At 74.9% G+C, this 25,951-nt stretch carries 18 protein-coding genes, 1 tRNA gene and 1 pseudogene; 7 read left to right on the forward strand and 13 right to left on the reverse strand.

What is annotated here, in order from left to right; translation table 11 throughout:
- Positions 1-137: 137 nt before the first annotated feature.
- On the forward strand, positions 138-1,043 hold the full coding sequence (locus ACFV8H_RS32370) for a spermidine synthase (RefSeq protein WP_380407089.1): 906 nt from the start codon (positions 138-140) through the stop codon (positions 1,041-1,043).
- A 120-nt stretch (positions 1,044-1,163) separates the two neighbouring features.
- Positions 1,164-1,619 (forward strand): GNAT family N-acetyltransferase, encoded by a 456-nt coding sequence (locus ACFV8H_RS32375; RefSeq protein WP_380407091.1) that lies wholly within the window; start codon positions 1,164-1,166, stop codon positions 1,617-1,619.
- 63 nt (positions 1,620-1,682) lie between these two features.
- Here ACFV8H_RS32375 and ACFV8H_RS32380 read toward each other — a convergent pair whose 3' ends face one another.
- The 5 genes and pseudogenes from ACFV8H_RS32380 to ACFV8H_RS32400 form a co-directional block, all read right to left on the reverse strand.
- Positions 1,683-2,627, reverse strand: coding sequence for a hypothetical protein (locus tag ACFV8H_RS32380; protein ID WP_380407093.1), 945 nt, complete (start codon positions 2,625-2,627; stop codon positions 1,683-1,685).
- Between the two features lie 109 nt (positions 2,628-2,736).
- Positions 2,737-3,183, reverse strand: coding sequence for a DUF4442 domain-containing protein (locus ACFV8H_RS32385; RefSeq protein WP_350504886.1), 447 nt, complete (start codon positions 3,181-3,183; stop codon positions 2,737-2,739).
- 197 nt (positions 3,184-3,380) lie between these two features.
- Positions 3,381-3,456: transfer RNA gene (locus ACFV8H_RS32390), tRNA-His, on the reverse strand.
- Positions 3,457-3,589: 133 nt separating this feature from the next.
- Positions 3,590-4,192, reverse strand: a complete 603-nt coding sequence (orn, locus tag ACFV8H_RS32395; protein WP_360244932.1) for an oligoribonuclease — start codon at positions 4,190-4,192, stop codon at positions 3,590-3,592.
- A gap of 847 nt (positions 4,193-5,039) precedes the next feature.
- Positions 5,040-6,048, reverse strand: a pseudogene (locus ACFV8H_RS32400) (helix-turn-helix domain-containing protein); the annotation flags it as partial.
- Between the two features lie 1,040 nt (positions 6,049-7,088).
- Between ACFV8H_RS32400 and ACFV8H_RS32405 the strand changes: the two are divergent.
- Positions 7,089-7,949 carry a GNAT family N-acetyltransferase gene (locus ACFV8H_RS32405; protein WP_380407095.1) on the forward strand — a complete coding sequence of 287 codons (861 nt, stop codon included), beginning with the start codon at positions 7,089-7,091 and terminating at the stop codon, positions 7,947-7,949.
- A 14-nt stretch (positions 7,950-7,963) separates the two neighbouring features.
- On the opposite strand, the gene ACFV8H_RS32410 is transcribed toward ACFV8H_RS32405, so the two are convergent.
- On the reverse strand, positions 7,964-9,229 hold the full coding sequence (locus ACFV8H_RS32410; protein WP_380407097.1) for an HAD family hydrolase: 1,266 nt from the start codon (positions 9,227-9,229) through the stop codon (positions 7,964-7,966).
- A gap of 435 nt (positions 9,230-9,664) precedes the next feature.
- The gene (locus tag ACFV8H_RS32415; protein WP_380407099.1) at positions 9,665-10,099 is read right to left on the reverse strand and encodes a hypothetical protein; all 435 of its coding nucleotides are present in this window, start codon (positions 10,097-10,099) and stop codon (positions 9,665-9,667) included.
- A 264-nt stretch (positions 10,100-10,363) separates the two neighbouring features.
- On the opposite strand from ACFV8H_RS32415, the gene ACFV8H_RS32420 reads away from it, so the two are divergent.
- Positions 10,364-10,828, forward strand: coding sequence for a universal stress protein (locus ACFV8H_RS32420; RefSeq protein WP_380407123.1), 465 nt, complete (start codon positions 10,364-10,366; stop codon positions 10,826-10,828).
- A gap of 158 nt (positions 10,829-10,986) precedes the next feature.
- On the opposite strand, the gene ACFV8H_RS32425 is transcribed toward ACFV8H_RS32420, so the two are convergent.
- The 4 genes from ACFV8H_RS32425 to ACFV8H_RS32440 form a co-directional block, all read right to left on the reverse strand.
- Positions 10,987-12,177: an acyl-CoA dehydrogenase family protein gene (locus ACFV8H_RS32425; protein ID WP_380407125.1), complete on the reverse strand. Its 1,191-nt coding sequence runs from the start codon at positions 12,175-12,177 to the stop codon at positions 10,987-10,989.
- Positions 12,178-12,342: 165 nt separating this feature from the next.
- On the reverse strand, positions 12,343-13,293 hold the full coding sequence (locus ACFV8H_RS32430) for a hydroxymethylglutaryl-CoA lyase (protein ID WP_380407127.1): 951 nt from the start codon (positions 13,291-13,293) through the stop codon (positions 12,343-12,345).
- Between the two features lie 71 nt (positions 13,294-13,364).
- Positions 13,365-15,629 (reverse strand): biotin carboxylase N-terminal domain-containing protein, encoded by a 2,265-nt coding sequence (locus ACFV8H_RS32435; protein ID WP_380407101.1) that lies wholly within the window; start codon positions 15,627-15,629, stop codon positions 13,365-13,367.
- A 212-nt stretch (positions 15,630-15,841) separates the two neighbouring features.
- A complete protein-coding gene (locus ACFV8H_RS32440) occupies positions 15,842-17,569 on the reverse strand; it encodes a carboxyl transferase domain-containing protein (RefSeq protein ID WP_380407103.1) in 1,728 nt (575 codons plus the stop codon).
- A gap of 133 nt (positions 17,570-17,702) precedes the next feature.
- Between ACFV8H_RS32440 and ACFV8H_RS32445 the strand changes: the two genes are divergently transcribed.
- Positions 17,703-18,377 (forward strand): TetR/AcrR family transcriptional regulator, encoded by a 675-nt coding sequence (locus tag ACFV8H_RS32445; protein WP_380407105.1) that lies wholly within the window; start codon positions 17,703-17,705, stop codon positions 18,375-18,377.
- A 306-nt stretch (positions 18,378-18,683) separates the two neighbouring features.
- Positions 18,684-22,748, forward strand: coding sequence for an ABC transporter transmembrane domain-containing protein (locus ACFV8H_RS32450; RefSeq protein WP_380407107.1), 4,065 nt, complete (start codon positions 18,684-18,686; stop codon positions 22,746-22,748).
- 78 nt (positions 22,749-22,826) lie between these two features.
- Here ACFV8H_RS32450 and ACFV8H_RS32455 read toward each other — a convergent pair whose 3' ends face one another.
- A complete protein-coding gene (locus tag ACFV8H_RS32455) occupies positions 22,827-23,822 on the reverse strand; it encodes an ATP-grasp domain-containing protein (RefSeq protein WP_380407109.1) in 996 nt (331 codons plus the stop codon).
- A 135-nt stretch (positions 23,823-23,957) separates the two neighbouring features.
- Between ACFV8H_RS32455 and ACFV8H_RS32460 the strand changes: the two genes are divergently transcribed.
- Positions 23,958-24,479 (forward strand): NUDIX hydrolase, encoded by a 522-nt coding sequence (locus tag ACFV8H_RS32460; RefSeq protein WP_380407111.1) that lies wholly within the window; start codon positions 23,958-23,960, stop codon positions 24,477-24,479.
- Here ACFV8H_RS32460 and ACFV8H_RS32465 read toward each other — a convergent pair.
- The gene (locus ACFV8H_RS32465; protein ID WP_380407113.1) at positions 24,461-25,864 is read right to left on the reverse strand and encodes a hypothetical protein; all 1,404 of its coding nucleotides are present in this window, start codon (positions 25,862-25,864) and stop codon (positions 24,461-24,463) included. The two genes, ACFV8H_RS32460 and ACFV8H_RS32465, sit on opposite strands and share 19 nt — an antisense overlap.
- Between the last annotated feature and the right edge of the window lie 87 nt (positions 25,865-25,951).

The raw sequence follows: 25,951 nt of genomic DNA on the forward strand, positions 1-25,951 counted from the left end.
GGGCGCGCCCGCTCGGCGCGCCCCCCCCTCGCGGGCGGCAGCGCCACCCCCCCCTGGCCCCCGCCCCCGCGACTCCCTGCCCTTGTCGCCGTCCGGCGACTCCCCGCCCCTGTCGCCGTCCGGCGATAATGGCCTCCATGGGACGAAGCAACAGGGCCGCGCGCAGCCCCGAACCGGAGCTCGCCACCGGCGCGGACGGCCGCACCCACGCCCAGGGTCCGCTGACCCGCCAGGTCGGCTCCGGCCTGGCCGAACTGCGCCCCGACCGCGACCGTCCGCACGCCTGGACGCTGCTGGTGGACGGCGCCCCGCAGTCCCTGGTCGACCTCGCCGACCCCACCCACCTGGGCTTCGAGTACCAGCGCCGGCTCGGCCACCTGATCGACCTGGTCGCGCCGCCCGGCCGCCCGCTGACCGTCCTGCACCTGGGCGGCGGCGCGCTCACCCTCGCCCGCTACGCGGCCGCCACCCGGCCGCGCTCGCGCCAGCAGGTCGCCGAGATCGACACCGCGCTCACCGAACTCGTCCGCGCCGAACTCCCCCTGGAGCGCGGCTGGCAGATCAAGGTGCGCGGCGGGGACGCCCGCGACGTGCTGGAACGCACCCCCGAGGGCAGTGTCGACCTGGTCATCACCGACGTCTTCTCCGGCGCCCGCACCCCGGCCCACTGCACCACCGTCGAGTTCACCACCCTCGCGGCCCGTGCCCTCGCCCCCGGCGGCTGGTACGCCGCCAACATCGCCGACGGCGGCGCGCTGCCCTTCGCCCGCTCCCAGGTCGGCACCCTCGGCGCGGTCTTCCCCGAGCTGGCTCTGACCGCCGACCCGGCCGTGCTGCGCGGCAAGCGCTTCGGGAACCTCATCCTGGCCGCCGCCCACACCCCGCTCCCGATCGCCGACCTGACCCGCCGGGTCGCCTCCGACGCCTCCCTCGGCCGGGTCGAACACGGCCGCGCCCTGGCCGACTTCACGGCCGGCGCCACCCCTGCCACGGACGCCACCGCGGCGCCCTCCCCGGCGCCGCCGCCGGGCGTCTTCCGCTGACGGTGCCGGCACCGGTGCCGGTACCGGTGCCGTTCGCCGTGCGGTAAATCCGTTGGTGTGCGGTCCGGTTGCGGCGCACACTGGCCGCAGCCGGACCGGCTGTCGACGCGAGGGGGCCGCATGCGCATCCGACCCGCCCGCCCGGACGAGGCGGAGCTGCTCACCGCCATCGCCCTGCGGGCCAAGGCGTACTGGGGTTACGACGAGGCCTTCATGGCCGCCTGCCGGGAGGAGTTGACCCTGGACGCGGCCGCCGTCGAACGGGCGTCGACGCTGCTGGCCGAGGAGGGCGGCCGGGTGGTGGGGTTCGCCGCGCTGACCGGCGCCCCGCCGTCCGGCGAGCTGGACCTGCTCTACGTGGAGCCGGACCGGATCGGCCGCGGCGTCGGCCGGGCCCTGTTCGAGGAGGTCCGCGACCGGGCCCGGGCCGTCGGCCTGCGCCGCTTCACCGTCGACGCCGACCCGAACGCCGAGCCCTTCTACCTGGCGATGGGCGCCGTGCGGATCGGCAGTACGCCGTCCGGCTCGGTACCCGGGCGTGAACTCCCGCTGCTGGAGGTGGAGCTGGGGCCCTGAGCCGCGCGTCCTGACCCCTGACCTTTGACCCCTGGGTCCTGGGCGCGCGCGGCCGGGGACTGCTCAGTGCCCGCGCGGCAGTCCGCGGTGCTTGAACATCGCCGCGCCGGTGAGCAGCAGTCCGGCGGCGATCGGGGCCAGTACGGCGGTCGCGGTGGCGGTGCCGTCCTCCGCGGCGGTCACGGTCGCGGTGTCGGCGAGGGCGAGGGCCTCGGGCGTCCCGGTGCCCGCGGGGGCGGTCGGGGTCGCGGCGGGGGTCGCCCTACCGGCCGTTCCGGCGGGTGCCGCCGAGCCTGGCCCCTCGTGCGCCGCGGCTTCCCGGACGAGGGGCGTCCCGACGGCCCCGGCCGTGCCGGGCCGGTCCGGGGCGTTCGGGTCGTCGGCGCCGGTGGTGGGGCCGGACCGGGGGCGGGGGACGACCGGCAGTGCGGCCGGTTCGCCCTCGCGGGAGGCGCGGGTCCCGGTGGGGCGGTCCTGGGCGGGGACGCCGCCGAGCAGACCGGAGGCGAGGGCGAAGGCGTCGGGGACGGCGGTGCCCTGGCCGGGCAGCGGCAGCCCGCCGGCCCGGATACGCTCCTGGAGGACACCGTCGACCACCCCCGCGGCCCCGTCGGTCGGGCTGCCCGCCGGCTCGCCGCCGGTCCGGGCGCCGCTGGTCCGTTCACCGTCGGCCGGTTCGCCGCCGCTCGGTTCGCCGACCGGACCGGGGGAGCGGCCGGGGCTCGCGGCGCCGTGCTGCCCCGGGCCGACCGGGCGGACGGCTGACGGCCCGTCGAGCGCGGGCCCGCCGTGCGCGGCCCGGCGGACGGCCGGCCGGGGCTGCTCCGAGGGGGGTCCGGCGGTGGCCGCGTACGCGCCGGGGGCGCCGACGCCCCAGAGCTGGGCGAGCAGGGCCCCGCCGGCGGCGACGGTGCGCGGGCGGGGCAGCCACCGGGCGGCCGCTCGCCGTGCTCCGGCGACGCCGCGGGCGGCGGGTTCCTGGGGCTCGGTCGCGTGATTGGCTCGCACGTGAGTTGAGAACGAGCGGGCGGGCGGTGAGGTCACGGCCGCCGTCACGGACAGTCATCGCGCAGGTGGCCCCGGGGCGCTGTCCCCGGGGCCACCGACCGCGCGGCGGTCAGGAGTTGGGACGCAGGGTCCAGGTGACCGTCATCACACCGGTGACGGCGCCGTCGGCGCGGGTGATCTCGACGGTGACCGGGAACTCGGGGCGGCCGCCGGCGTCCAGCTCGGCGACCACCTCGGCGGCCGGGCGGCCGAGCACGGCGGTGGCGGTGACCTCGCCCATCGCCAGCTTCTTGTAGGCGATCTCGGCGTTCACGGCGAGCGGCACGGCCCGGGAGAGCTGGTCCCCGAAGGCGGCCAGCACGATGCAGCCGCTGGCGGACTCGGCGAGGGTGAACATCGCGCCGGCGTGCGGGCCGCCGACGTGGTTGTGGTACGCGGGCTGGTCGGGCAGCCGGAGCACGGCGCGGTCCGGGGTGGTCTCCAGGTACTCGAGCTTGAGGGTGTGCGCCATCGGCACGGTGGCGTCGAGCATCTGGCCGATCGAAGGAGTGGTCATGGCGACGATGTTACTAGCCGGTAGCTTGTTGTGGCAGGGGCGGACCGGAAAACCCGGACCGCCGGGCACAACTGAGCCCACGCCCGATCGGAGAACGCGAGAAGATGCGAGAACGCGAAAACGCGAAAACGCGAAAACGCGAAAACGCGAAAACGCCCGAGGGGCCGATCTCTTGAAGAGATCGGCCCCTCAGGCTCTGGGGTGAGTAACGGGACTCGAACCCGCGGCCACCTGGACCACAACCAGGTGCTCTACCAACTGAGCTATACCCACCATCTGTCCGGCCCGTTCCCGCTTCCGCGTTCCCGTTCCGACAGGAAGAACTGTACAGGATCCGAGAGGGTGCTCGCGCCGGGGTTCCGCCCCGGCCGACGGCGGCACCCCCTCCGACCCCGCGACGACCCGGTCAGTCGGTCGCGGCCCGGTACTTCTCCGCGATCCCGCGCGCCGTCTCGGCGTCCGGGCCGGGCTGCGGCACGAACACCGCCTCGCGGTAGTAGCGCAGTTCGTCGATGCTCTCGCGGATGTCCGCGAGCGCCCGGTGGTTCCCGCCCTTCGGCGGGCTGTTGTAGTACGCCTTCGGGTACCAGCGGCGGGCCAGCTCCTTGATCGAGGAGACGTCCACGATCCGGTAGTGCAGGTGCTTCTCCAGGGCCGGCATGTCCCGGGTCAGGAAGCCGCGGTCGGTGGCCACCGAGTTGCCGCACAGCGGCGTCTTCCCGGCCTCCGGCACGTGCTCGCGCACGTACGCCAGGACCCGCTCCTCGGCCTCGGCCAGGGTCACGCCCTGCTCCAGCTCCTCCAGCAGGCCGGAGGAGGTGTGCATCGCGCGCACCACCTCCGGCATGTTCGCCAGGGCCTCCGCCGGGGGGCGGATGATGACGTCCACGCCCTCGCCGAGGATGTTCAGCTCGGAGTCCGTCACCAGCACCGCGACCTCGACCAGGGCGTCCCGGTCGAGGTCGAGGCCGGTCATTTCACAGTCGATCCATACCAAACGGTCATTCACGCAACTCACCCTACGGCGCGATCACGCGCCGCGGGGACCGGAGGAGCCGACCGGGGTGCCGGAGCGCAGCCGTCGGCCTGGTGCTCCTCTGCCCCGTCGTGCGTGCCGGGGCCGTCCGGGCGCTCGCCCTCCCGGCCGGTGCGGACCGCGTGGCCCTCCCGCCCGGGGCGTGCCTCGCGCGCCGTCCGTGCCCCGTCCGCCGCGGTCACCCGGGCGCCCGGTGCGCGGACCTGGGGAGCCCGCGCCTGCCGGCCCCGGAGCTCACCCGCCCCGGTCGCCGGCTGACCGGCGGCACCCGTCGGAACCCGGCCGCCCGGTGCACCGTGCGCCCGTCCGGCCGCGCCCGGCTCGTCACCGGGGCGCCCGTCCGCGCTGCGGTGCCCCTGGCCCTGACCGCGCGCCCCCGGCTGGGGGTGGCCGTCCTCGGCCGCCGCGTGCTCGGCGGTGCGCGGCGGACGCCCCGCACCCGGACCGGCCTGCGGCGGCACCAGCGGCGACCGCACCGGACCGCGCGCCGCACCCTGCTGCCCGGGGTGCGGCTGCTGCGCGGCCTGCTGGTGCGGGTACGGCTGGCCCGCCCGACCGTGGAAGCCCTGGGCGGCCGGCGTCCCGGCCTGCCCCGGACCGTACGGACCGGCCTGTCCGTGCGGCACCTGCTGCCCGTGTCCGACCGGCTGCCCGTGCTGGCCCGGCTGGCCGGCCTGGCCCTGGGCGCCCGGACCGGCCGGGTACGGGTGGCCCTGCGGCCCGCCGTGCCCCGCGCCGCCGAACAGCCCGCCGCCCGCCGCGGCCGCCGCGTGCGACAGGGCGCCGGGCAGCCGGATGTCGGCCGCCGGGGTCGGCGTCTGCTGCCCGGGGCGGCGCGCCCGGTAGCTGGTCCGGTACGCGGCCGGGGAGACCCCGAGCTGACGGCGGAAGTGCCCGCGCAGCGCGACCGGCGACCGGAACCCGCACCGGCGCGCCACGTCGTCCACCGACAGCTCCGACGTCTCCAGCAGCCGCTGCGCCTGGAGCACCCGCTGGGTGATCAGCCACTGCAGCGGCGCACTGCCGGTGAGCGTGCGGAAGCGGCGGTCGAAGGTGCGCCGGCTCATGTAGGCACGGGCCGCCAGCACCTCGACGTCGAACTGCTGGTTGAGGTTCTCCAGCGCCCAGGTGACGACCTCGGCCAACGGGTCGTTGCCGATCTCCTCCGGTAAAGACTGATCGATGTACTGGGCCTGTCCTCCGCCGCTGCGGCGGCTGGGCACCACCAGGCGGCGGGCCAGCGCGTTGGCGGCCTCGGCGCCGTGGTCGCTGCGCACCACGTGCAGGCACAGGTCGATGCCGGCGGCGGTGCCGGCCGAGGTCAGCACGTCGCCGTCGTCCACGAACAGCTCGCGCGGGTCCACGTGCACCCGCGGGTACCGCTTGGCCAGGGTCGGCGCGTACATCCAGTGGGTGGTCGCCGGGCGGCCGTCCAGCAGGCCGGCCGCGGCGAGCACGAACGCACCGGTGCAGAGGCCGATGATCCGCGCGCCCTCGTGGTGGGCCTTGCGCAGGGCGGTGATCGCCTCGACCGGGGGCGGCTGGGAGATCGAGCGCCAGGCCGGTACGACGATCGTGCCGGCCCGGGCGAGCGCCTCCAGGCCGTACGGTGCGGAGAGGGTCAGGCCGCCCGTGGTGGCCAGCGGTCCCTCCTCCCCGGCGCAGACCAGCAGTCGGTAGCGGGGCACCCCGGCGTCCTGGCGGTCCACGCCGAAGACGGAGAGCGGGATCGAGCTCTCGAAGATCGGCGCGCCGCCGAAGATCAGCACCGCGACGGTCTCCCGGCGGCGGCGGCCGGACAGCTTGCGCGGGGAGCCGATGGTCGCCAGCGCGCCCGCGGAGCCGTTGCCGCCCGGGGCGCCGTGGCCCAGCGGGCCGTGACCGGGGGCGGTGCCCAGGGCCAGGCCGCCGCCGAGCGGGCCGGCGCCGGAACCGTTCAGCCCCGGGGCCGCGCCGGTGGCGGGGTAGGCCGGGTGGCCGGCGTAGCCCGGGTGGTCGCCGTAGGGCTGCGCGGGGCCGCCGTGGGGCTGGCCCGTGCCGTGCGCCGCGTGCGCCGCGCCGTGGCCGGGTCCGTGTGCCGCGCCGTGGCCCGGGTTGACGGGGCCTCGGCTGACGGATTGTCCGGCGGGGTTCGGGTAGCCACCCTGGTGTCCGCCCGGGTGCCCGCTCTGGTGCCCGCCCGGATGTCCGCCCGGATGTCCTCCCTGAACCGGCTGCGCGCCGTACGGGGCGGGGCCGCCGTGCTCGACCGGGGAGTGGCCGGGGGCGGCGGACGGCACGGCGGGATAGGGGGAGTGCGAGGCGGGGCCCGAGGGGCTCGGGATGCCGGAGGCGCGGGTGGTGGCGGCGATCGCGGAGGTGCCGGTGCTTCTCACGGGCCGACTCGCGGTGCCGGTCGGCGCCTGGCCGCTGTCAGGACCCGCGTCGCTCCTGCTCACCCTGCTCAAGGCGCTCAAGCCCCCTCGGTGGTGTGGTGTGGGTGGTGCGGCACTGCTGGCCAAGATCGAAATCTATCGGGTGGACCGTTGCCGTTGTGACAAGTTCACCATCCGACGCTATGTCGACATGGCAATTTGGCGTGATGCATTCGATCACGAAGCGTGGCACCCGTCGACCCTTCTGGGAAGAGGGCCGGTACAACGGTGGCTGGTTGTCGCAGGACGGTTCCTGGGGTGTCCGGCTTCCGGGCGCCCGGTCGGCGGGTCTGGGCTGCGGATTTGCCCAAGGCGGAGCACGTGGCGCGAAATTGACCGAAAATCGGCGGTGCACAGGAGGGCGCACGGGCACCGGCCGTGCGCCTCCCAGGCTTCATCCGGCCAGTGCCAGGACGGGCGGACCGTTACTCCCGCGGCCCGGCTACGTTCCTGCCGTGAACACCAACCGCCGGCTCGAACAGGCCAACGACAACGCCGCCGCCTTCTGGCTCGCCCAAGCCCGTGCGCACGGCTGGCACTCCCGCGTCCGACCGGGCCTCACGGCCGTCCGCTGCGCCCGCACCCCGGACGACTCCCAGCGCTTCGTGGTCACCCGCCCCTGCGCTGAACCAGCCGAACTGGAACGGCAGTTGGCCGAGCTCCAGGCCGAGTGGGGCACCATCCGCTTCACCCTGGAGGACCCGTACGGCGGGCTCGACCTGACCCACCTCGGAGCCGTCCTGATGCCGCTCATGCCGGTGATGGCCCGGGAGCCCGGACCGGTCGACGGTGTGCCCGCCGATGACTCGGTGGCCGACGGCCCGGCGGTCGACGGCCCAGTGGTCGACGGCCCGGACGCCGGGCTGCCCTTCGTCTCGACGGCGCACGACGGCGCCCTCCTGACGGTAGATGAGGCATCGGACGGCGACGCCCTCGCGCTGGTGGAACGCATCGTCGTGGACGGTTTCCCGCTGCCCGCCCGACAGCCCTGGACCCGCGGCGAAGCCCTCCCGGAGCGGCTGCTCGCCGAACCCGGCTGCCGGGCCTGGCTCGGCCGCGTCGACGGAGCACCGGCCGGTGCCTGCCTCACCTACGACGACGGCACCGCCACCGGGGTGTACTGGGTGGCCACCCTGCCCGACCAGCGCGGAAGGGGCGTGGCCCGGGCCGTACTGGAGACCGCGCTGACCCACGCCCACCCGGACCGCCCGGCCACCCTGGTCGCCACCTCGGTCGGTGAACCGCTGTACCGCAAGCTCGGGTTCACCGGACAGGGCCGGACCTGCTGGTGGACCAGGACCCCGCCGAGAGGCTGACCTGCGGGCCCGCGCTACCCGGCGACCGCTGCGGCGACCGCGCCAACGACCGCTGTGGCGACCGCGCCAACGACCGCTGTGGCGGCGGGCGCCGCGGCGAACACCGTACGGGCAGGCCTCGTCCCACCCGTCCCATCCGCAGCTCTTGCCCCACCCGCACTGCCCGTACCACCCGTTCCACCAACACCTTCGGCTCCACCCGCCCCACCGGCCGCGCTGCGGAGGGGGGTTGACCGCCCCGGCGCGAACGACCGGTCGCGGTGCGCGCCCGGCTCCGCCCCACCGCCCGTCCGCAGGTCGCCGGCCGCCCCGGCGTCCGACCCCCGGCGCACTCCCGGGCGTTGGAGGCCGTCGGCGATCGCGGCAAACCCGCCTGATCGGTTTCGGACACCGGACCCGGCCCCGGAAGCCGGGGCGACGGCCGTCCCGACGCTCACGGGAACGGGCGCACTCGGACCCTCCAGGGCGGTCGCCGTTGCACGTGCGCCGGCCCGTGCGCCGAGTTGCGCCGTCGCACGGGTGGGCACGGTGGCCGCCTGCTGTCGCCCGGGCCCACCCGCGCGCGCCCCCGGCCGGGCGCCTGTGCGTGCGGAGGGTGCGTTGCGTGCGGAGGGTGCGTTGCGCGCGGACAGCACCAGGCCGACGGCCTCCGGGATCCCGCCCGCTTTCAGCGTGGGCCGGTAGCCGTTCTCCGCCCACGGCCGGCCGTGGTGCAGCCAGACGCTGCGCAGCCCGGCCAGTTCGGCACCGGCGATGTCGGCGGGTGCGTGGTCCCCGACCATCCAGGTGTGCGCCGTCCAGTCCCCGGTCGGTCGGATGCCGCACCGCCGGGCGGCTATCTCGAAGATCAGCGGGTCCGGTTTGACGCAGTCGGCCTCCTCCGAGATCACCCAGCCGTCGACCAGCGGCCCCAGCCCGGTCCGCCGGATCTTCTCCAACTGCGGCCGGGTGCCGCCGTTGGAGACGATGCCGAGGGTCCACCCGGCCGCCCGCGCGGTCCGCAGCGCCTCCACCGTCCGGGACGGGCAGTGGATGTGCGAGTTGATGCCGCGTCGGAAGTGCGCGAGCAGGAACTCGAGCGAGGCGTCCAGGCCGTAGCGGCGCCGGACCGCGGACAGTACGGTGCTGCGCGGCACGTAGCCGCCCCCGTCGAGGGTGACGAACCAGTCGAGGTCCCCGGGCGGCAGGTGGTGTTCGGACAGGAAGTCCCGCGCCCAGGCCCGGAAGGCGGCGTCCCGGGGGAGCAGCGTGTTGTCGAGGTCGAACAGGAGCAGCGGCATGCCGAGCATGGTGCCAGCGGCCCGGCCCATGCACCTGGCAAATGCCAGACCGCGTCGCGAAGCCGTACGAAGTGGCCGAAAGGACCCGGACATCGGATGGACGGGGCGGGCCCGGGCGGGCCGGTGAGCAGGCCGGGATCCGTGGGGCGTAACGGTTGGCGACATTCCGCAACGGATCGTCGCCAATCCATGACAGTCCGGTCACGGTGTCCGGCGGGCCTGTTGCGCCTCTGGGCCCGCTCAGTCAAGCTCCTTAGAACCTCCGTTCTGGAGGGGGGCGTGATCGCCTGCGGGCAGGGCGCACTGCCACGGCGGGCGCATCCTCCTTTCGCGGGAACAACGTCGCTCCGGGGCTTCGCCGCTGGGCCGGGCCCCGTGCTCGTCGTACTCTGAAAGGAACAGGTCACATACGGTGCTGCGCGTCGCCGACCGACGTCATCCCGTGGGCGGGCCTGCTGCCCGGGCAGCGTTGTCCTCCTCTCCTGTCGGCCCCTCTCCCTTGAAGAGCCGTGAGCCATGGCTGGTTTTGAGCCTTCCCGACCGGTCGAACCGGACGCGCCCCGCAGCGCGGGCGCAGGGCCCCGGGGAGACGGCGCCCGCACCCACCTCGACCCGTCCGCCGGGCAGCTCGACGAGCGCCCGAACGACCGCGCCGAGGAGCGTGTCGACGCGCGTGACGACGAGCGCGACGAGCATGTCGAGCCACGTGTCGCCGAGCTCGATGATCGACGCATCGGCGGACAGCGCGGCGAGCGGTCGGGCGAACTGCCTGGCGGGCAGCCCGAACAGCATGCGGACGGCAGTGCCGCTACCGACCCCGGTGCCGGCACCGGTGCCGAGGTCGGCGGTCGTGCCGATGGTTCGGCCCACCCCGACGGCGGGCCGGACGGCGGACGGGCAGGCGCCGTCGGGACGCCGCAGCCCGCAGCCACGAGCCCTGGTCGGGCCGAACCCCACGCCCTGGTGCGCGCCCTGCGCGGCCTCCGGCGCGGCAGCCTCGCCAGGCGTGACCGCCCCGGGCCGCGCCAGCGCCGTGACGGGCGTCCGGCCGGGCCCGCGGAGCCCCCGGTGACGGGCCGCCCCGGCCCCGGTGCCGAACGTCCGGACACCGCCTCCGGTCCGCTCGGCGGGCACATCGAGCCGTCGGCGACGGACGCGCCCGGGCGCTCCCTCGATCCGGTGTTCCAGCACGGCGTCGTGGTGGGCTTCGACGGCTCGCTGTCGAGCGAGCGCGCCCTCGCCTACGCCGTCGGCATGGCCCGCCGGTCGCAGTGCGGCCTGGTGATCGTGCACGTCGCCAACCGCCTGCCCGCCACGGTCTGGGCGGGCTGTGAACCTCCCGTCTTCGTCGATCTCCCGGACCACCGCACGGAGGTCCTCGGCCTGGAACTCGCCTGCGCGGACTTCCTCGCGGGGGTGCCGTGGGTCCTGATCGAGCGGGGCGGCGACATCTGCCACGAGATCGAGGAGGTCGGCCGCGAGTACGCCGCCGACGCGATCGTCGTCGGCACGACGCACGGCCTGCTCGGCAAGATCTTCGGCTCGGTCTCCGGGCGGCTGGCGCGGCGGGCCAACCGCCCGGTGATCGTGATCCCTTGAGGACTTCCAGCTGTCGCGGAGTCCCCGCGGCGGCGGTTCCCGCTGCCGCGGTCGCTCCTCAACAGCCCTTGTGGAGCGGTGGGTTGGCCTGGCGGGCCCGGCTCCCGGGGTGACCACCGGAAGCCGGCCGTCAGGAGTCGACGGTCAGATGCCGATCGTCACGACGTGACGCCGAGCTGCCGGGCGATGAGCATGCGCTGGACTTCGGACGTGCCCTCCCCGATCTCGAGAATCTTGCAGTCGCGCCAGAAGCGGGCGACCGGGAACTCGTTCATGAAGCCGTACCCGCCGTGGATCTGGGTCGCCTCGCGGGCGTTGTCGACGGCGGCCTCGGACGAGTACAGCTTCGCGATCGCGGCCTCCTTCTTGAACGGTTCACCGTGCAGCAGCCGGGAAGCGGCGTCCCGCCAGGCCAGGCGGGAGGTGTGGGCGCGCAGCTCCATGTCGGCCAGCTTGAACTGGATGGCCTGGTTGGCACCGATCGGGCGGCCGAAGGCCCGGCGGGTGCCGGCGTACTTGACGGACTCGTCGACGCAGCCCTGGGCCAGGCCGGTGGCCAGGGCCGCGATCGCGATGCGGCCCTCGTCGAGGATCCGCAGGAACTGGGCGTAGCCTCGGCCACGCTCGCCCAGCAGGTTGGCCGCGGGGACGCGGCAGTCGGTGAAGGACAGTTCGCGGGTGTCGGATGCGTTCCACCCGACCTTCGAGTACTTCTTCGAGACCTGGAACCCCGGGGTCCCGGTGGGCACGATGATGGACGAGATCTCCCGCACGGGCGAGCGGAATTCGCCTTCTTCACTCGAACGAGCGATCGGTTCGGTGAGCGCGGTGACGGTGACCAGTCCGGTGATGTCGGTGCCGGAGTTGGTGATGAAGCACTTGGTCCCGTTGATGACCCACTCGTCGGTGGCCTCGTCGTAGCGGGCGGTGGTGCGGGTGGCCCCGGCGTCCGAGCCGCCCTCCGGCTCGGTGAGGCCGAAGGCGCCGAGGAGTTCGCCGGAGGTCAGCCGGGGCAGCCACTCGCGCTTCTGCTCCTCGGTGCCGAAGCGGTGGATCGGCATCGCGCCGAGCGAGACGGCGGCCTCCAGGGTGATCGCCACCGAGGAGTCCACGCGGGCGAGTTCCTCCAGGACGAGGCCGAGGGCGAAGTAGTCGCCGCCCATGCCGCCGTACTCCTCCGGGAAGGGCAGGCCGAACAGGCCCATCCGCCCCATCTCGCGGACGATCTCGTAGGGGAACTCCTCCCGCTCGTAGAACCCGCCGATCTTCGGCGCCACCACGTCCTGGGCGAACTCCGCGACGGTGCGCCGCAGTTCCTCGTACTCGCTGCTGAGCCGGTGGTCGAGCATCTGATCCTCCTGGTGCCCGGCCGGGGTGGCCGCGGGCATGAGCGGGACGGCCGGCGTCCGTCTGACGGTGTGACGGTCGCACGGTGTGGTTGACGGATGAACGCGGTGCGGTGGCGCCGGCCGGGCCGTTCGGGCGGCCGGCGCCGGGAAGTCGGGCGGGGCGGGTCAGCCCCGGGCGGCGCCGAGCAGCGCCTGGACGGTGCGGGAGGGGCTCGGGCGGCCGAGCTGCCCGGCCATCCAGCCGCTGGTCGCGACCAGCGCGCGCAGGTCGACGCCGGTCCGGACGCCGAGCCCGTGCAGCATCCACACCAGGTCCTCGGTGGCCAGGTTCCCGGTGGCGCTCTTCGCGTACGGGCAGCCGCCCAGTCCGCCCGCCGAGGCGTCCACCGTGGTGACGCCCTCGCGCAGCGCCGCCAGGGTGTTGCTGAGCGCCTGGCCGTAGGTGTCGTGGAAGTGCACGGCGATCCGGCCGACGGGCACGCCGGCCTTCGCGAACCCGGCCAGCAGCGCGCCGACCTGGCCGGGGGTGGCCACGCCGATGGTGTCGCCGAGGCTCAGCTCGGCGCAGCCCATCTCCAGCAGCTGGACGCCGTACCGGACCACCTGGTCGACCGGGACGGGCCCCTCCCAGGGGTCGCCGAAGCACATCGAGAGGTAGCCGCGGACGGTGACCCCGGCCTCGGCGGCCCGGGTCACGACCGGGCGGAACATCGCCATGGCCTCGTCCGCCGAACGGTTGAGGTTGCGCCGGGCGAAGGTCTCGGTGGCGCTGGCGAACACCGCGATGTCGGTGGCGTGGTGGGCGAGCGCGCGGTCGAGGCCGCGCTCGTTGGGGACCAGCACCGGCAGCCGCAGACCGGGGTGGCGCTCCGGCAGGCCGGCGAGCCGGGGGACCAGCTCCTCGGCGTCGGCGAGCTGGGGTACCCATTTCGGGTGAACGAAGCTGGTCGCCTCGACGGTCCGCAGCCCGGCGGCGGCGAGCCGGCCGATGAACTCGGCCTTGACCTCGACGGGCACCAGGGAGCTCTCGTTCTGCAGCCCGTCGCGCGGCCCGACCTCGTGGATCCGGACCTCCTCGGGCAGGCCGGGGGCGCGGACCGGGTCGGGCAGGCCCAGGTCGAGCGCGTCGGGCTCGCGGGTGGCGGCCCCCGTGGCGGGGGTCTCCGTGGCGGGGGTCTCCGGGGACGTCACGACCGCACCTCCGCGGGCTCGGCGGCCGACTCGGCCGGGGTGACCACGACCAGCAGGTCCTCCATCGCGACGGTGGCGCCGGCGGTGGCCCGCAGCTCGGCCACCACGCCGTCGTGCGGCGCGGCGATCACGTGTTCCATCTTCATGGCCTCCAGCACGAGCAGGGGCTGGCCCTTGCGGACCGTCTCGCCCGCCGCGGTCTTGACGACCGTGACGGTGCCGGGCATCGGGGCGGTCAGCGCGCCGTGGTGCGCCGAGGAGCCGCCAGCGCTCTCGACGACCGGGTCGTAGGCGTGCATCGGCCAGGCGTCGCCCTCGACGCCGAGCCAGGTCACCGGGCCGGCCGGGAGGCCGGGGGTGGCGTCGGTGGCCAGCGCGAAGGCGGTCTGCAGGCCGTCGACGGTCAGGTACAGCCGCTCGGCCGCCAGGGTCGCGCGGGCGCGGTGGACGGGCCCGGCGTCCAGCTGGAGCTCCACCTCGCGGGCGGCCCCGGGCGCATTGTCAGTGGCGTCGGTTACGTTGCCCGCAGTGATCGAACGGATGCACACCGACACCGGGTCCTGGCCGGGGGTCCGGAGTCGGTGGGTGGTCCAGGCGGGGGTGCCGCCGAGGCGCCAGCCGGAGGGGAGGGAGAACGGGTCGGTCCAGCCGCCGGGGTCGGCGGCCGGGGTGAGGTCCAGGTGCCGTGCCAGCGCGGCCGCGTAGTAGAGGAGGTGGGCAGGTGACGGCGGTTCGGATGCCGGGGCGTCGGCGGGATCGGTCGCGTTCGGGGCTGCCGCGTTCGGGGTCGCCTCAGTCGGGGCTGCCGCGTTCGACGGGGAGTGCGGTGCGACGAGCAGGGCCGGCTGCTGCTGGGCCGTCCGTTCCACCAGGCCGGTGTCCAGTCGGCCGGCGACGACGTCGGGGTGGGCGAGCAGTCGGCGCAGGAAGCCGGTGTTGGTGGTGACACCCAGGATGCGGGTGTCGGCCAGCGCGGCGCGGAGCCGGCGCAGCGCGGTCGGGCGGTCGGGCCCGTACGCGATGACCTTGGCGAGCATGGGGTCGTAGGCGCTGGTGACGACGGTTCCGGGGGCGACCCCGGAGTCGACGCGGATGCCCTCGCCCTGGGGCTCGTCCAGGGTGAGGATGCGACCGCCGGTGGGCAGGAAGTCCCGTTCCGGGTCCTCGGCGCAGATGCGGGCCTCGATGGCGTGGCCCAGGAAGGAGACGTCGGACTGGCCGAAGGAGAGCGGCTCGCCCGAGGCGACGCGCAGTTGCCACTCGACCAGGTCCAGTCGGGCCGATTCCGGACCGACGGCGACGGCGAGTTCGGTGACGGGGTGCTCGACCTGGAGGCGGGTGTTCATCTCCATGAAGAAGAAGTCCCGCACCCCCTCGGCGGCGGAGGCGGGAGCGTCCGGGTCGATGCCGGGGACGATGAACTCCACGGTGCCGGCCCCGGTGTAGCCGCAGGACTCGGCGGCGCGGACGGCCGCGGCGCCCATCGCGGCGCGGGTCTCGGCATTGAGCAGGACGGAGGGAGCCTCTTCGATCAGTTTCTGGTGGCGGCGCTGGAGGCTGCACTCGCGCTCGCCGAGGTGGACGGTGGTGCCGTGGGCGTCGGCGAGCACCTGCACCTCGATGTGGCGCGGCCGGTCGACCCACCGCTCCAGCAGCAGGGTGTCGTCGCCGAAGGCGGTCCGGGCGACGCGACGGGCGGCGGCGATCTCGGTGGGCAGCTCGGCCGGGTCCCGCACCAGGCGCATGCCCTTCCCGCCACCACCGGCGGAGGGCTTGAGCAGGACGGGGTAGCCGATCTCGTCGGCGGCGGCGACGAGGTCCTCGTCGGTGGGCGCGGTGGCCTGGCTGCCGGGGACCACCGGGACGCCGGCGGTCCGGACGGCCTCCTTGGCGTTGATCTTGTCACCCATCAGCTCGACCGCACCGGGAGGTGGTCCGATGAAGACGAGGCCCGCGTCGGCGCAGGCGCGGGCGAAGCCGGGGTTCTCGGCGAGGAAGCCGTAGCCGGGGTGGACGGCCTGGGCGCCGGTGCGGCGGGCGGCGGCGAGGATCTGATCCGTGCGCAGGTAGGTCTCGGCGGCCGAGCTGTCGCTGCGGTCGGCCGGGCCGAGCCGGACCGCGACGTCGGCCTCGCGGACGTGCGGTGCGTCGGCGTCCGCGTCGCTGAACACGGCGACCGAGCGGACACCGAGCCGCCGCAGGGTGCGGATCACCCGCAGGGCGATCTCACCGCGGTTGGCGACCAGAACTGTGTCGAACATGGGAGGCGTTCCTCCGGGTCGAGGGGAGCCGTAAGAGAGGAGGTGGCGGTGGGCGGTTGCGGCGCCGGCCCGGTCGTCGGACCGGCGCCGCAGGAGTCACACCCGGAAGAGCGGGGTCACCGGAGCGGGGTCACCGGAGCGGTGGCGTCGGAGTGCCCGCGCCGGAGTGGTCGCGCCGGAGTGGTCGTGTCGGGGCGGCCACCCCGGAGCGGTCACATGCGGAAGACACCGAACGGAGCGGGCGGCGCCAGCGGGGCGTTGGCACAGGCGGTGAGGGCGAGACCGACGACGGTGCGGGTGTCCATCGGGTCGATCACGCCGTCGTCCCAGAGCCGGGCGGTGGCGTAGTAGGCGCTGCCCTGGCGCTCGTACTGCTCGCGGACCGGGCGCTTGAACTCCTCCTCCGCCTCGCCCGGCCAGTCCTCGCCGCGCGACTCCAACTGGTCACGGCGGACGGTGGCCAGCACGGAGGCCGCCTGCTCGCCGCCCATCACGGAGATCTTGGCGCCCGGCCACATCCACAGGAAGCGGGGTGAGTAGGCCCGGCCGCACATCGAGTAGTTGCCGGCTCCGTACGAGCCGCCGACCACCACGGTCAGCTTCGGGACCCGGGTGCAGGCCACGGCGTTGACCATCTTGGCGCCGTGCTTGGCGATGCCGCCCGCCTCGTACTGCCGACCGACCATGAAGCCGGTGATGTTCTGCAGGAAGAGGAGGGGGATGCCGCGCTGGTCGCACAGTTCGATGAAGTGGGCGCCCTTGACGGCCGACTCGGAGAACAGCACGCCGTTGTTGGCGACGATGCCGACCGGGTGGCCGTGGATCCGGGCGAAGCCGGTGACCAGGGTCGCGCCGTACTCGGCCTTGAACTCGGCGAAGCGGCTGCCGTCGACCAGTCGGGCGATCACCTCGCGCACGTCGTAGGGCGTGCGCGGGTCGACCGGGACGGCCCCGTACAGGCCGGCCGGGTCGACGGCCGGCGGCTCGGCCGCGGTGAGCGGCCACGGCCTGGGCGTGCGCGGGCCGAGCTCGGACACGATGGTGCGGACGATGGAGAGCGCGTGGGCGTCGTCCTCGGCCAGGTGGTCGGTCACGCCCGAGGTGCGGGAGTGCAGGTCACCGCCGCCCAGCTCCTCGGCGGTGACCACCTCACCGGTCGCGGCCTTCACCAGCGGCGGTCCGCCCAGGAAGATCGTGCCCTGATTGCGGACGATCACCGCCTGGTCGCTCATCGCCGGGACGTACGCGCCGCCGGCCGTGCAGGAGCCGAGCACGGCGGCGATCTGCGGGATGCCCGCGGCCGAGAGCCGGGCCTGGTTGTAGAAGATCCGGCCGAAGTGGTCGCGGTCCGGGAAGACCTCGTCCTGCATCGGGAGGAAGGCGCCGCCGGAGTCCACCAGGTAGATGCAGGGGAGGCGGTTCTCCAGCGCGACCTCCTGGGCGCGCAGGTGCTTCTTCACCGTCATCGGGTAGTAGGTGCCGCCCTTGACGGTGGCGTCGTTGGCGACCACCACCACCTCGCGTCCGGCGACCCGGCCGATGCCGGCGATCACCCCGGCCGCGGGCGCAGCCCCGTCGTACATCCCGTCGGCGGCCAGCGGGGCCAGCTCCAGGAAGGGCGAGGCCGGGTCGAGCAGGGTGTCCACCCGGTCGCGGGGGAGGAGCTTGCCGCGCGAGGTGTGCCGGGCGCGCGCCTTGGCGCCCCCGCCGAGGGCGGCGGCGTCGAGCTTGGCGCGCAGTTCGGCGACCAGGGCCCGGTGCGCCTCGGTGTTGGCCCGGAAGGCCGCGGAGCCCGGGTCGGCGGAGGTGCCGAGCCGGGGTGCCGGAGCGGCGGCTCCCGGCGCTGCGGCAATCGGTGCTGTGGCACCCGGTGCCGGCGCGGTGCCGGTCGCTGCGCCGAACCGGACGCCGGAGGAGGCACCGGTGGTTGAGATGACCATTCCCAAGAGCTCCCTTGCCCTCGGCAGCAGGCGGGCGGGCCGAGTACGGTGCGCCCCTGATCCTCACGTTAATTAACGTTAACTTACGCGCCCAGGTTAACGGCCGATAACCCGACTGTCTACGATGGGCGGCATGCCGAACGTCCCCGCAGCCTCCGCGCTCCCACGCCGCGACCAGATCCGCCGGGAGGCCGCGCGACTGTTCGCCGCCCGGGGCTTCCTCGGCGTGGGTGTGGACGAGATCGGCAAGGCCGTCGGCATCAGCGGCCCCGGCCTCTACCGCCACTTCGCCGGCAAGGACGCGATGCTGGCGGACCTGCTGATCGGCATCAGCGAGCGCCTGCTGGAGGAGGGGCGACGCCGGGCGGGCGGCGGAGACGGCCCGGCCGCCACGCTGGACGCCCTGATCAGCGGCCACGTCGACTTCGCCCTGAACGACCGCGACCTGATCACCCTGCACGACCGCGAGCTGCTGAACCTCAAGGAGGAGGACCGCCGCACCGTCCGGCGGCTCCAGCGCGGCTACGTCGAGCTGTGGGTGGACGTGGTCCGGCAGGCCCATCCGCCGCTCGCCGATCCCGGCGCGGAGCCCGTGGCGCGGGCCGCCGTGCACGCGGTCTTCGGGCTGATCAACTCGACCCCGCACAGCGTCGGCCCCGATCCGGCCCAGGGCGAGCGCAGCGGCCTGCAGCGCGACGGCATGGCCGCGCTGCTGCACACCCTCGCCCACGGCGCCTTCGCCGCGGCCGCCGACTCCGTGGCTGCGGCCGACTCCACGGGCGTCGACCGGGGGGCTGGGTCCGCGTAGGCCCGTCCGTTCCCGCGACAATCGACCGGACAGGGCCTAGGTCCAAAGGACGGCGCCCGCCCGCCTCCGGGGCGCTGGGCGCGCGCCGGGTTCTCGGGCGACCCTGGGGGCGAGGGCCGGACCGTCGGGCCGCAGCTGTGTTCGATCGGGAATCACCGCAGGCCGCAAGCTGTTGCCCAGTCGCCGGACCGGACGATCCGGGCCGTACCGGAGTCGTTTCCGATCGCCTCGCGCGGCCGGAAATGCCGTGGCGGTCACCCGACGAAATGGTTAGCATCCCTAAATATGCCCGAGACTCACGGATCCATGGTGGAGCAATCCCCGAGCGGCCAACCGGCCCCCGGCCCCGACCCGGCGGCCCCCGTCGACGGCCTGCGGGCCACCGAAGCAGGCCCCGCGCCGGAGGCGGCTGCCGCTCCGAGCCCGGCCACCACTCCGAACCCGGCCGCCACTCCGAGCCCGGCCGCCACCCTGAGCCCGGCCGCTGAGGCCGACGGCTGGCTGCGTCGCCTGATCGGCTACAGCTGGCGGTCCCGCCGCAGCGTGTTGCTCGCCTTCGGCGCCTCGCTGGTCGGCATGGCCGTCACCGCGCTGGTGCCGCTGGTCACCAAGCTGATCATCGATGATGTCATCGTCGCCCACACCCGCTCGCTGACCCCGTGGGCGGTGGTGCTGCTGCTCGCCGCCGTCGTGGTCTTCGGCTGCACCCAGGTCCGTCGCTACTACGGCGGTCAGCTGGCCCTCGACGTCCAGCACGACATGCGCAGCGACCTGTTCCGCTCGCTCGGCCGGCTCGACGGCCACCGCCAGGACCGCCTGGACACCGGCCAGGTGGTGGGGCGCGCGACCTCGGACCTCCAGCTGATCAACGGCCTGCTCTCGATGCTGCCGATGATGACCGGCTACCTGCTGATGTTCGTGATGTCGCTGGGCGTGATGGTCTGGCTGTCCCCGCCGCTGACCCTGATAGCCGTGGTGATGGCCCCTGCGCTGTGGTGGGTCAGCGTGCGCAGCCGTAAGCGCCTGTTCCCGGCCACCTGGGCCGCCCAGCAGGAGGCGGCCGCCGTCGCGGGCGTGGTGGACGGCGCGATCGGTGGCGTCCGGGTGGTCAAGGGCTTCGGTCAGGAGGCGCAGGAGCAGGACAAGCTGGAGCTGGTCTCCCGCAACCTGTTCGCCGCCCGGCTCCGGTCGATCCGCCTGAACGCCCGCTACAACCCGGCGATGCAGGCGATCCCGGCCCTGGCCCAGGTCGCGGTGCTGGCCTTCGGCGGCTGGCTGGCCGTCGACGGTCGGGTCTCGCTCGGGACGTTCGTCGCCTTCTCCACCTACGTCGCCCAGATGACCGGCCCGGTGCGGATGCTGACCATGGTCATCACGGTCGGCCAGCAGGCCCGGGCGGGCGTCGAGCGGGTGCTGCAGCTGATCGACGAGCGCCCGCTCGTCCAGGAGCGCCCGGACGCGCTCACCCTCGACCTGACGCGGGACGGGACCACCCCCGCCGACACCCCGGCCGACACCGCGGCTGATCGCCCGGCCGGTGCCCCGGACCGCGCCCCGGACGAGGCCCCGGCCGGCACCGTCGGCCCCCGCACCCCGGACGTCGCCCTGGAGTTCGACCGGGTCGAGTTCCGCTACGACCCCGAGCACCCCGCCCCGGTGCTGCACGGGCTCAGCCTCGCGCTGGCTCCCGGCGAGACCCTCGCCATGGTGGGCGCCTCCGGCTCCGGCAAGTCCACGGTGGCCCAGCTGGTGCCCCGTTTCTACGACCCGGCGGGTGGCGCCGTCCGCCTCTACGGCCACGACCTGCGCGACCTCACCCTGGACTCGGTCCGTGCGGCGGTCGGCATCGTGCCCGAGGAGAGCTTCCTCTTCTCCGAGTCGGTCCGCACCAACATCGCCTACGGCCGCCCGGACGCCACCGACGAGCAGGTCGTCGCCGCCGCGCGCGCCGCCCAGGCCGACGAGTTCGTCCGCGCGCTGCCGGACGGCTACGAGACCAAGGTCGGCGAGCAGGGCCTGACCCTCTCCGGGGGCCAGCGCCAGCGCATCGCCCTGGCCCGGGCGATCCTGACCGACCCCCGGATCCTGCTGCTGGACGACGCCACCTCGGCGGTCGACCCGCAGGTCGAGGCGGAGATCCACGACGCGCTGCGCTCGGTGATGACCGGTCGCACCACCCTGCTGATCGCCCACCGCCGCTCGACCCTCCAGCTCGCCGACCGGATCGCGGTCCTGGACCACGGCCGACTGCTGGACCTCGGCACGCACGAGGAACTCGAAGCCCGATGTCCCCAGTACCGGGCCCTGATCACCGACCCGGAAGCCGGCCGTGCACCGGAGCCGCAATCCGGGCCCGCCACCGGCACCGGCACCGCCGATACCCCCGCTGACTCCGCCGCCGCCACCGACGCCTCCGGCTCCGAGTCCGAGTCCGCGCCGGCCGCGGAGAAGGACCGGCCGACCGCGCAGACCCCCGCACTCCCCACCCCCGCCCTCGCCAAGGCGGCCCGCACCGCCGACCCCGAGCTGCTGGCCAAGGTCGCCGCCCTCCCGCCGGCCACCGACGCCCCCGCCGTCCCCCGCGTCGAGGCCGAGGCCGGGGATCCGGATTTCAGCCTCGGCCGCCTGCTGCGCCCCTTCCGTACCCCGCTGCTCATCGCCTTCCTACTGGTCACCCTGGACGCGGCCGCCGGGCTGGTGCTGCCGGTGCTGATCCGGCACGGGATCGACGAGGGCGTCAGCAAGGGCCTGATGGCCGGCGTCGCGGTCGCCTCGATCACCGCGCTCGTCGTGGTGCTGCTGGACTGGCTGGTGCAGGGCGCCGAGAATCGGGTCAGCGGCCGGACCGGTGAGCGGGTGCTCTACACCCTCCGGCTCAAGATCTTCGCCCACCTCAACCGGCTCGGCCTGGACTACTACGAGCGCGAGTTGACCGGCCGGATCATGACCCGGATGACCACTGACCTGGACTCGCTGACGTCCTTCCTGCAGACCGGAATGGTCACCGCGGTGGTCAGCCTGCTGACCTTCGCCGGGATCTTCGTGGCCCTGCTGATCATCGACGCCGGTCTGGCCCTGGTGGTCTTCGCGGTGCTGCCGCTGCTGGTGATCGCCACCCTGGTGTTCCGGAAGAGGTCCAAGGACCAGTACGAGCGCTCCCGGGACCTGATCGGCACGGTCAACGCCGACCTCCAGGAGAACGTGGCCGGCATGCGGATCGTCCAGGCCTTCCGCCGTCTGGACACCAACACCGACCGCTTCGTGGCCCGCGGCATCGCCTACCGGGAGGCCAGGGTCCGGGCGCAGTTCTACATCTCGCTGTACTTCCCGTTCGTCCAGTTCCTCTCCAGCGTGGCCGCCGCGCTGGTGCTGATCGTGGGCGCCGCCCGGGTGGACGCGGGGACGCTGACGGTCGGCGCGCTGGTCGCGTACCTGCTCTACATCGACCTGTTCTTCGCCCCGGTCAACCAGCTGTCGCAGGTGTTCGACGGCTACCAGCAGGCCTCGGTGGGCCTCGGCCGGATCCGTGAGCTGCTGCGCACCCCGACCACCACGGCCGCGGCGGCCGATCCGGTCCCGGTGTCGAAGGGGCTGCGCGGCGAGATCAGTTTCGAGGGCGTCGGCTTCGCCTACAACGGCGGGGCGGACGGCGCACCGGAGGTGCTGAGCGCCGTCGACCTGCACATACCCGCCGGTCAGACGGTGGCGCTGGTCGGCGAGACCGGCGCGGGCAAGTCGACGCTGGTGAAGCTGGTCGCGCGGTTCTACGACGCGACCGAGGGCACCGTCCGGGTCGACGGGGTGGACCTCACCCGCTACGACCTGGCCCAGTACCGCCATCGGCTGGGCGTGGTGCCGCAGGAGGCGTACCTGTTCGCGGGCACGGTCCGCGAGGCGATCGCCTACGGCCGTCCGGACGCCTCGGCGGCCGAGGTGGAGGCGGCGGCCCGGGCGGTCGGCGCGCACGACATGATCGTCGGACTGTCGGGCGGCTACGACCACGAGGTCGCCGGCCGCGGGCGCAACCTCTCGGCCGGTCAGCGCCAGCTGATCGCGCTGGCCCGGGCCGAACTGGTCGACCCGGACATCCTGCTGCTGGACGAGGCCACCGCGGCGCTCGACCTGGCCACCGAGGCCGCCGTCAACCAGGCCGCGGACCGGCTCAGTGGCGGTCGCACCACCCTGGTCATCGCTCACCGGCTGACCACCGCCGAACGGGCGGACCGGGTGGTCGTGCTGGACCACGGCCGGGTGGTCGAGGACGGCACCCACACCGAACTGCTCGCCCTGGACGGGACGTACGCCCGGCTCTGGCAGGCGTTCATCGCGGACGGCCACCCGGCCCCGACCGAGACGGTCGCCGCCGGGTAGCCGCGGTCGGGCGGTCGGGCGGCCCGACGATCGGGCGGTGGCACGGCGGCCCGGCGGGCCGACGGTCGGGCGATGCGCTCAGGCGGCGATCAGCGAGGCCAGCAGGCCCGAGGCGTCGACGCCGCGCGGCAGGTCGCTCACCTGGCCGTCCCCGACCTCCACCACCCGCCAGCCGGAGCCGTCCGCCCGGCTGGCGAGGTCGGTGGTGACGAAGCGGCAGCCGAGTCTTCGCACCAGCGCGGGCACGTGGGTGAGGTCGGGCTCGACCCGCTGGTGCGGGGCGTCCGGGTGCGGGCCGACCAGGATCGGCCGACCGTCGAGCCACCACACCCGGACCTCCACCGCCCGCCCGTCGCCGCCCGCACCGTTCGGGCCTCCCGCGTTGCCGGCGCCGCTCGTGCCGCCACGGCCTCCCGCGCTGCCCGCGTCTCCCTCGGCACCGTCAGCGGCCCGGCTCGTTCCGTCGGCGCGCTCGAACTCCTCGTACCGGCGCAGCACCACCCCGCCCGCCAGGGACTCGCCCTGCAGCTCGACGAACCGCCCGACCACCCGTCCGACGGCCGCCAGGTCCGCCAACTCCGGTACGTAGCAGGCCTCGTGCCACTCGTGCTTGCGGGACTTCACGTAGTCCTTCACGATCGCCGGCCCGGTGCCGCCGAGCCGGGCCACGGCGTCCGCCAGCTCCGCCGGGGTGGGTGCCGCCGTCCCGTCGGACGGGATCCAGACGCTGGGCGGGGTCGCGCCCTCGAACACCCCGTACCAGCCGGGCAGTTCGTGCGCCGACGCGTAGCCGGGCGCGCTGGTCAGCAGGTTGCCGCCGCGGGCGGTGAGGGCGGCGGCGAACCCGGCGTACCGGGCGGAGGGGAGCATCCAGCCCCGGTACCAGAGCGGTCCGCAGTCCTGGGGCACCCGCCGGACCGCCTCCTCGGTGTGTCCGGCGAGCAGTGCGTCGTGGTCGACGAGGTGGTGCTCACCGCCCAACTCCCTTAGCAGCCGGGCCTCCCAGGCGAAGTGCGGATCGGGCCGGCCCGGGTTGAGCGGATCGGCGGGGAAGAGGATCGAGGGTACGGGCATGGCGGTCAGGGTAAGGCCAGCGGGCTGCTCCCGGCTGCGATCCGGCGGCGGTCGGTTGCCCCGGTTCCTCCCACGCGGGGCGCCGGGGCGGCGAATCCGGTCGACGCCCGGTGCGGGCGCTGTCAGAGTGTCCCGATGCGAAGACTGCTGCGACCGCACCGACGCGTTCCCCGCCGGGCCGCCCGTACGGTGGTGCTGGACGGCGACGGCTCGGTGTTCCTGCTCCGTTCGGACAACGACGAGGTCGGCGTCCACTGGACGATGCCCGGCGGCGGGCTGGAGCGGGGTGAGACCCCGCTGGTCGGCGCCCGGCGCGAACTGTGGGAGGAGACCGGCTGGACCGATCTCGAACCGGGTCCGCTGCTCTGCACCTGGGAGCACGACTTCACCTGGCACGGGACCCCGGTCCGCCAGCACGAGCACATCTACCTCACCCGCGGACCGCACCGCGGCCCGGTCGGCGATGTCAGTGCGGTGCACGCCGAGGACCGGATCCTCGACTGGCGCTGGTGGACCCCGGCCGAGCTCGCCGACGAGAACGCGGACGCGCTCTGGCCGCCCCGGCTACCGGAGTTGCTGGAGCCCGTCCGCGCGGGCTGGGCGGTCGACGGGCGCCCTCCGGTGCCCGTCGACCTCGGCTACATCCCGAACGCCTGACCGCGTCCGCCGCGCCGGGCGGCCCGTCCGCCCGGCCCGGCCGGGCCGAGCTCCCAGCCGTGCAGATCCAGCTCCCGGTCGTGCAGCGCCCACGGGTTCATCCGCACCGTCAGCCGGGCACCGGCCAGTTGCTCGACGGTGAGCCCGGTTTCGATGATCAGCTGCTCGGTCGACACCGAGACGGCGATGGCGGGACGCCAGGAGGGAAGGACGACCAGGCTGGTCCCACGCCCGACCCGGATCGGCTCCGCCGTCACCCGGACCGGTGTCCGCTCCTCCGGGCGGCCCACGGCGTCCGACTGGACCGGACTGCCGCCGATCAGGATGCCGAGCGGTGGTTCGGCCCGGGCCGCCTCGGTACCGGTCCCGAGGGCGGCCCCGACAGCGGTCGCCCCTTCGATCCCCACTCCGGTCCCCGCTCCGGTCCCGACCCCGGGCCCGGTGACGGCCCGGTGCGCGGCGTTCGCCCCGGGCTCCGGGGGCGCGGTGGTCGGGTGATCGGCCACCGTCCCCGTTGCACCGGTCGGTGTACCCGTCCACCCCGCACCGGGCGGGCGGGTGCCGGCCGGGTCGGTCGCGGCCGTCTCCCGTGCGGCCGCCTCCTGCCCGGTCGGGCCGGCGGGCGGGTGCATCCGACGCAGTCGGCGGGACGGCGACGGCCGTCGCGAGCCGAGGCTCCGGAGCTCCTCGCGCCCCGAACGCGGCACCGCTGCGGGCCGGTTGCCCTCGGTGGGCGCTGCGGTCCGCTCGAACCGGACGAACCCCGACCCGGTCCGGTCGGCGGCGGAGCCCGCACCCGAACCGGCACCGGCGTCGACGCTGGCCTCGGGCCCGGACTCCGTCTCGGACGCCTCCTCGGCCTCGCCGAGCAGCGCCCGCACCTCCGCCACCGGCCGACGGCACGCGGCCGCCAGCTCGGCGAGCGAGCGTCCCTCGGCGCGTGCGGCCCGCAGCCGGTCGGCGAAGGCCTCCCGGAGCCGTGCCGTGGTCGCTGCGCCGCTCGTCGTACCGCTCGTCGTACCGTCGTCGGCAGCGTCGCAGTCGTCGGTGCCGCCGTCCGCGGAACCGTCGGCAGCGCCGCCGCCGTCCGCCGCAGCGCCATCCGCCGCAGCGCCGTTCGCCGCAGCGCCATCCGCCTTGGCGCGCCGGAGCCGCGCTTCGACGTCCTCCGGCGTGCGCGGCTGCGGCACCGAGTCGTGGCGGACGAGGACGCCCGGGGCGCTGGGCGCGCCGACGTCGGCCGCCGTCGCGATCGAGCAGATCGGCGCCCCCGTGCCGGGCGGGCGGGGCCCGTCGGTCGGGGGCGAGGAGCCGGCACCGTCCGCGGCGGGCCCGGACGGTCCGGGCGGGGCGGGGTCGGTGGAACCGGGGTGGAGCGAAGTCATCGGCGGGCCCTTCGGGGGACGGTCCCGACGATCCTCCCGCACCGCGCCACCAGCTCCAAGCGTCATTCCCGCACGGGTGGCCGGGAG

It is taken from the genome of Kitasatospora sp. NPDC059827, from assembly GCF_042731675.1.
Classification (GTDB): domain Bacteria; phylum Actinomycetota; class Actinomycetes; order Streptomycetales; family Streptomycetaceae; genus Kitasatospora.